The sequence below is a fragment of the Coprococcus sp. AF38-1 genome, assembly GCF_003603945.1.
GTDB classification, from domain to species: domain Bacteria; phylum Bacillota; class Clostridia; order Lachnospirales; family Lachnospiraceae; genus Coprococcus; species Coprococcus aceti.
Genome location: NZ_QVGO01000008.1, coordinates 1 through 347, shown reverse-complemented (window position 1 = coordinate 347; position 347 = coordinate 1). Strand labels below are relative to the sequence as shown.

Here is a 347-nt window from a genome sequence, read left to right as displayed (position 1 = left end):
TTGTGAATACAGCGACCCGGATGGGGTTCGAACCCACGACCTCCGCCGTGACAGGGCGGCGCTCTAACCAGCTGAGCCACCAGGCCATATTCATTGTTTCTTATTATTAGTAAGAGTGGACGTTCGGGGACTCGAACCCAGGACCGATCGGTTATGAGCCGATTGCTCTAACCAACTGAGCTAAACGTCCTCATTTAAGTGGGACCTATAGGGCTCGAACCTATGACCCTCTGCTTGTAAGGCAGATGCTCTCCCAGCTGAGCTAAGATCCCATTCATAAAAAGTATTCTGTTATGAATACAGCGACCCGGATGGGGTTCGAACCCACGACCTCCGCCGTGACAGGG

General features: G+C 52.7%; 3 tRNA genes. All 3 read right to left on the bottom strand.

The features are described from left to right. Nucleotides 1–12: 12 nt before the first annotated feature. The 3 genes from DW025_RS12075 to DW025_RS12065 all read right to left on the bottom strand — a co-directional run bounded on the left by DW025_RS12075 (nucleotide 13) and on the right by DW025_RS12065 (nucleotide 272). Nucleotides 13–86 (bottom strand) — tRNA-Asp (locus DW025_RS12075). Nucleotides 87–116: 30 nt separating this feature from the next. Further along, nucleotides 117–190: transfer RNA gene (locus tag DW025_RS12070), tRNA-Ile, on the bottom strand. A 9-nt stretch (nucleotides 191–199) separates the two neighbouring features. Next, nucleotides 200–272, bottom strand: a tRNA-Val gene (locus DW025_RS12065). Nucleotides 273–347 lie beyond the last annotated feature (75 nt).